We start from the raw sequence: 4,980 nt of genomic DNA on the forward strand, positions 1-4,980 counted from the left end.
AGGGCTGGCTGCTCGGCCTGCAGTTCGACACGCTGTTCGAGAACAACCGTTACATGGCCATCGCCCGTCATGCCAACGAGGCCGCCGCCCGTATCCGCACGGTGCTGCGCGAGCGCGACTATACATTGACGATGGAGACGCCGACCAACCAAATCTTCATCACGATGGACAACGAGACGATCGCCCGCCTGCAGGAGCATGTCCGTCTCGGGTTCATGGAGAAGGCCGACGACACGCATACGGTGATGCGCATCTGCACCGCCTGGTCCACCACCGACGAACAGGTCGACGAGCTGATCGCACTGCTGTGACGCTGCCATGACTCCGCCGTGGCACCGCCGAGCGGTGCACGGGCACCGGGCCGGTGACGGATTCGTCGTCGGCCCTATGCGTTCCGCGCCCCGGATCGTCCGGCGATGACTTCGCGCTCCATCGCCACGAACCGACGAACACTCGCTTCCACCGAATAATGCGCCTTGGTGTGTTCGGCGTAACGCGATCCCCACGCGGACAACTCGGACGGATGATCGATCCACCAGTCGATGCGCTGAGCGAGCGCCGCAACATCCCCCACCGGAAACAGCGATTCGTCCACCAGCGAGAACTGTCCCGCCGCGCTCAGGCTCGATGCGGCGATCACCGGCACCAGACCGCTGGCCATACCCTCGATTACACTCACCGATTCCAAATCCGCGATGGACGGGTGCACGAACAGGTCGCCGGAACGCAGCAGCTCCGGCATCTCGGCGTTGCGGTGGAAACCGATTTCCACCTGTCCCGGCAGCAGACGGTCCGCCGTCCGTTGCAGCCGTCTCTTCAACGGACCGGTGCCGGCAATCGTCAGCCGGATGGAGGAGGCGTGCCGGCACATCGCCGCCGCACGAATCAGCGTAATCTGATCCTTCTCATTACTCAGTCGGCCCGAGGCCACGATATGGAACGGCACCGGCGCCGGCGCGCCGGCGTCACGCTGGACCTTGGGCGTGAATCGCGGTTCGTATCCGTTGGAGATCACCGTGATCGGCGTCCGGTAGCCGTGAGAACGCAGCAGGCTCGCGCCCAGTTCCGTGGGCACGTGGATGCGATCGACCTTGGAGAACAGCCACCAGTCGAACAGGCGGTAGATGATCGCGTCGATGCCGGGCACATGCTTGAGCGGCCCGGCGGAATACGTGATGTTCTCAGGCTGCACATGATATCCGGCGGTCACCGGGATGCCCATCTGCCGAGCCATCCGGCAGGCGTGCTGACAGAACCGGAACGGGGTGTACAGGTGCACCACGTCCACCCCGAGGAATGCTGCGCGAAACAGCGTGTCGCTCGGTTCGGCGAACTGCATCTGCTGCTTCCTGGCCACCCAGCTGACCAACGGCACATGGTTGACCCGTGCCGGGAAATCGGGGGCGCCGATGCCCACCAGACGGACATGATGTCCTTGCCGCTCGAGTTCATCAGCCCATTGCAGCGCCGAATTCGATGTGCCGTTGCCGCGGTTGCCCGAAGTGTCAACCACCATCGCGATGGTCAACGGTCGTTCGCTGCCCCCATACCCTTGTTCATTCATCCCCTCATTCTACCGCCGCCTGGCATGATTCCGCTGCCGCCATGTCCGAAACGTGACGCCGCCCGGCGCGGCCATGTCTCGCGCCGCGGCTGTGCATGCCGCTGTCGCCACGACATCGCCGGACGATGGCAGAATGTGAGTATGACGCAGAACACGATCGACCAATCCGCCAACCAGTCCACCGCCGCCGTTCCCGTTCCCGACGCCGGGAACGCAGCGGACCGCCCACTCGGCACACCGCTGGGCAGTCGCGCCACGCGCGTGCTGTTCTTGGGCGCCGGCGAATTGGGCAAAGAGGTGGTGATCGAGCTGATGCGGCTCGGCGCGTGGGTGTGCGCCGCCGACTCGTACGCCGGCGCCCCCGCCCAACAGGTGGCGCACGAGGCGCGCGTGCTGGATATGGCCGACGCCGCACAGCTGCGCGCGTTGTTCGACGAGGTGCGCCCCGACATCATCGTGCCGGAGGTGGAGGCCATCGCCACTGGCGAGCTGGCCGAGGCCGCGGCCGCGGGGATGCAGGTGGTGCCGAGCGCCGAGATCGCCGCGATCTGCATGGACCGCGAACGGCTGCGGGTGATCGCCCATGAGGAGCTGGGGCTGCCGACCACGCCGTACCGTTTTGCCGGCACATTGGAGGAGCTGCGCGCCGGCGCCGAGGCCGTGGGGTATCCGTGCGTGGTCAAGCCGGTGATGAGCTCGTCCGGACACGGCCAGTCGGTGGTGCGATCCGCCGACGGCATCGACGCGGCGTGGGTGGAGGCGCAGACCGGACGCCGCGCCGCGGGCGAGGGCGATGTCTCGCGCGTGATTGTGGAGGCGCTGGCCCCGTTGGATTACGAGCTGACCGTGCTGACCGTGAGCTCGTCCGCAGGCATTGTGACCTGCGCACCGATCGGACAGCGTCAGGAGAGCGGCGACTACCGCGAGTCCTGGCAGCCGGCGGCCACCGATGCCGCGGTGCTGGAGCAGGCCCGCCGCATCGCGCGGACCGCCGTCGAGGGGCTGGTCGGCAAGGCCCAAGCGACCGGCGAGCACGGATGGGGCGTGTTCGGCGTGGAGCTGTTCGTGCTGACCGATGGTTCGGTGCTGTTCAATGAGGTCTCCCCGCGCCCGCATGATACGGGCATGGTGACGATGGTCTCGCAACGTCTGAGCGAGTTCGCATTGCATGCACGCGCGATTCTGGGTATGCCGGTGACCGAAGCGCATGCGGCGCTCTCGATTCCGCAAGGGGCGGCCGCGGCCAGCCATGCGATCGTGGTCGAGGGCGAGGGCGAAGCGGTGTTCTCGAACACGGCCGAGGCACTGGCGGAACCGGACACCGACCTGCGCATCTTCGCCAAGCCCGAGGTGCATGGACACCGGCGCATGGCTGTGGCGCTGTCAATCGGTTCGAACGCCGACGACGCGCGTGCACGGGCCGGACATGTGGCCGATACGCTGCGCGTGGACGTGCGTTGAACGACAGCCGGGGCGGCGGGAGGACCGGAGGATGCCGTGTCGGATGTAGTCGGCGCTTGATAGCCTGTACCCGTACCATTCACCCTTGATATCCCGCGATTTGTCGCGGTTTGCGAAAGGTAGACCATGGAGAAGCTGGAGAAGCTCTACGAGGGCAAGGCCAAGAAACTGTATGCCACCGACGACCCGGACGTGCTCTGGGTCGAGTACATGAACCAGGCCACTGCGGGCAACGGCGAGAAGAAGGCCCAGATCGAAGGCAAGGGCTCGCTGAACAACCGCATCACCTCCGTGATCTTCGACCTGCTCAAGGCCCGTGGTGTGGACAGCCACTTCGTGCGCCGCATCTCCGAAACCGAGCAGCTGGTCAAGAAGATGGACATGTATCCGTTGGAGATCATCATGCGCAACACGGCCGCCGGCTCCTTCGCGAAGCGCTACGGCGTCGAGGAGGGCACCGAACTGAAGAAGCCGATCCTGGAGTTCTGCCTGAAGTCCGATGCGTTGGGCGACCCGTTCATCAATGAGGACGGCATCGTGGCCCTCGGCCTGGCCGACGAGGATGAGATCGCGGAGATCTCCCGTCAGGCCCGTGCCGTCAACACCGCCCTGCTGGACATCTTCGCCCGGATCGATGTCAAGCTCGTCGATTTCAAGATCGAGGAGGGCAAGACCTCGGACGGCGCGATCCTGCTCGCCGACGAGATCACCCCCGACACCTGCCGCCTGTGGGACCAGAAGGATCACAGCGGCAAGATCGAGCATCTGGACAAGGACCTGTTCCGCCGGGATCTGGGCAACATCATCCCCGCCTATGAGGAGATCTACGACCGTCTGATGGCCCTGGCCGCCACCGAGGGCGTCGATTCCGCCGAGTGACATCCGCAAGGCCCGCATTCGCAAGGATGCGGGCCGTATTGACTATCAAGGAGCAACCAATCGTGGTTTTTCGCGTATATGTGGAGAAGAAGCCCGGATTCGACGTCGAGGCGCAGCAGCTGTGCGGCGAGTTGAGGACCATCCTGGGCATCGAAGCGCTGGAGGGCGTGCGCATCGTCAACCGGTATGACGTGGAGGGCATCAGCCAGGAGCTGTTCGACCAGGCCACGCCCACCGTCTTCAGCGAGCCCCAGGTCGACATGGTGAGCGCCGATCTGCCGGACTTCGGCGGTGCCGCCGTGTTCGCCGTCGAATACCTGCCCGGCCAGTTCGACCAGCGCGCCGATTCGGCCAGCGAATGCATCCAGCTCATCAGCCAGGGCGAACGCCCGACCGTGCGTTCCGCCAAGGTGTATGCCCTCTCCGGAGCGCTGAGCGAGACGGACATTGAGGCCGTCAAGCATTACGTCATCAACCCGGTTGAGGCGCGTGAGGCGTCGTTGGAGACGAAGACCACGCTGAGGATGGAGGTCGCCCAGCCGGGCAAGGTGGAGGTCATCGCCGGCTTCAACGACCTGGATGACGCCGGACTGCAGGCGTTCATCGACGAACGCGGCCTTGCGATGGATCTGGCCGACGCCCGATTCTGCCAGCAGTATTTCCGCGGTGAGCGCCGCAACCCGACGATCACCGAGATCAAGGTCATCGACACCTACTGGTCGGACCATTGCCGCCACACGACCTTCGGCACCCGGCTGGAACATATCGAGATCGATGACGCCGTGGTCAAGGCGGCCTTCGACCGGTATATGGCCATGCGCCGTGAGCTGGGGCGCGACGAGCGCCCGGTCACGCTGATGGACATGGGCACGATCGGCGCCAAGTGGCTCAAGTCCAACGGCATCCTGAAGAATCTGGACGAATCCGACGAGATCAACGCCTGCACGGTGAAGGTCAAGGTGGACGTGGACGGCGAGATGCAGGACTGGCTGTTCCTGTTCAAGAACGAGACCCACAACCACCCCACCGAGATCGAACCGTTCGGCGGCGCAGCCACCTGCATCGGCGGCGCCATC

The 4,980-nt window shown here is 65.1% G+C and carries 3 protein-coding genes and 2 pseudogenes; 4 read left to right on the forward strand and 1 reads right to left on the reverse strand.

Translation table 11 applies throughout. From position 1 onward, the window contains the following. Positions 1–311, forward strand: a pseudogene (locus tag B4C31_RS03065) (amino acid lyase); the annotation flags it as partial. 74 nt (positions 312–385) lie between these two features. On the opposite strand, the gene B4C31_RS03070 reads toward B4C31_RS03065, so the two are convergent. After that, complete coding sequence (locus B4C31_RS03070) at positions 386–1,564, reverse strand: glycosyltransferase (protein ID WP_291531292.1); 1,179 nt, start codon at positions 1,562–1,564, stop codon at positions 386–388. Positions 1,565–1,705: 141 nt separating this feature from the next. Between B4C31_RS03070 and purT the strand changes: the two genes are divergently transcribed. The 3 genes and pseudogenes from purT to B4C31_RS03085 all read left to right on the forward strand — a co-directional run. After that, positions 1,706–3,025: a formate-dependent phosphoribosylglycinamide formyltransferase gene (purT, locus tag B4C31_RS03075; RefSeq protein ID WP_291531293.1), complete on the forward strand. Its 1,320-nt coding sequence runs from the start codon at positions 1,706–1,708 to the stop codon at positions 3,023–3,025. A 126-nt stretch (positions 3,026–3,151) separates the two neighbouring features. Further along, complete coding sequence (gene purC / locus B4C31_RS03080; RefSeq protein WP_291531294.1) at positions 3,152–3,904, forward strand: phosphoribosylaminoimidazolesuccinocarboxamide synthase; 753 nt, start codon at positions 3,152–3,154, stop codon at positions 3,902–3,904. Positions 3,905–3,966: 62 nt separating this feature from the next. Further along, positions 3,967–4,980: pseudogene (locus tag B4C31_RS03085) on the forward strand (phosphoribosylformylglycinamidine synthase); the annotation flags it as partial.

It is taken from the genome of Bifidobacterium sp. UBA4282, from assembly GCF_002394995.1.
GTDB lineage: Bacteria > Actinomycetota > Actinomycetes > Actinomycetales > Bifidobacteriaceae > Bifidobacterium > Bifidobacterium pullorum_B.

Bases quoted from the DNA above. Each gene is read 5' to 3' on its own strand.
- purT (WP_291531293.1), top strand. From the start codon at position 1,706: ATGACGCAGAACACGATCGACCAATCCGCCAACCAGTCCACCGCCGCC.
- purC (WP_291531294.1), top strand. From the start codon at position 3,152: ATGGAGAAGCTGGAGAAGCTCTACGAGGGCAAGGCCAAGAAACTGTAT.
- B4C31_RS03070 (WP_291531292.1), bottom strand. From the start codon at position 1,564: ATGAATGAACAAGGGTATGGGGGCAGCGAACGACCGTTGACCATCGCG.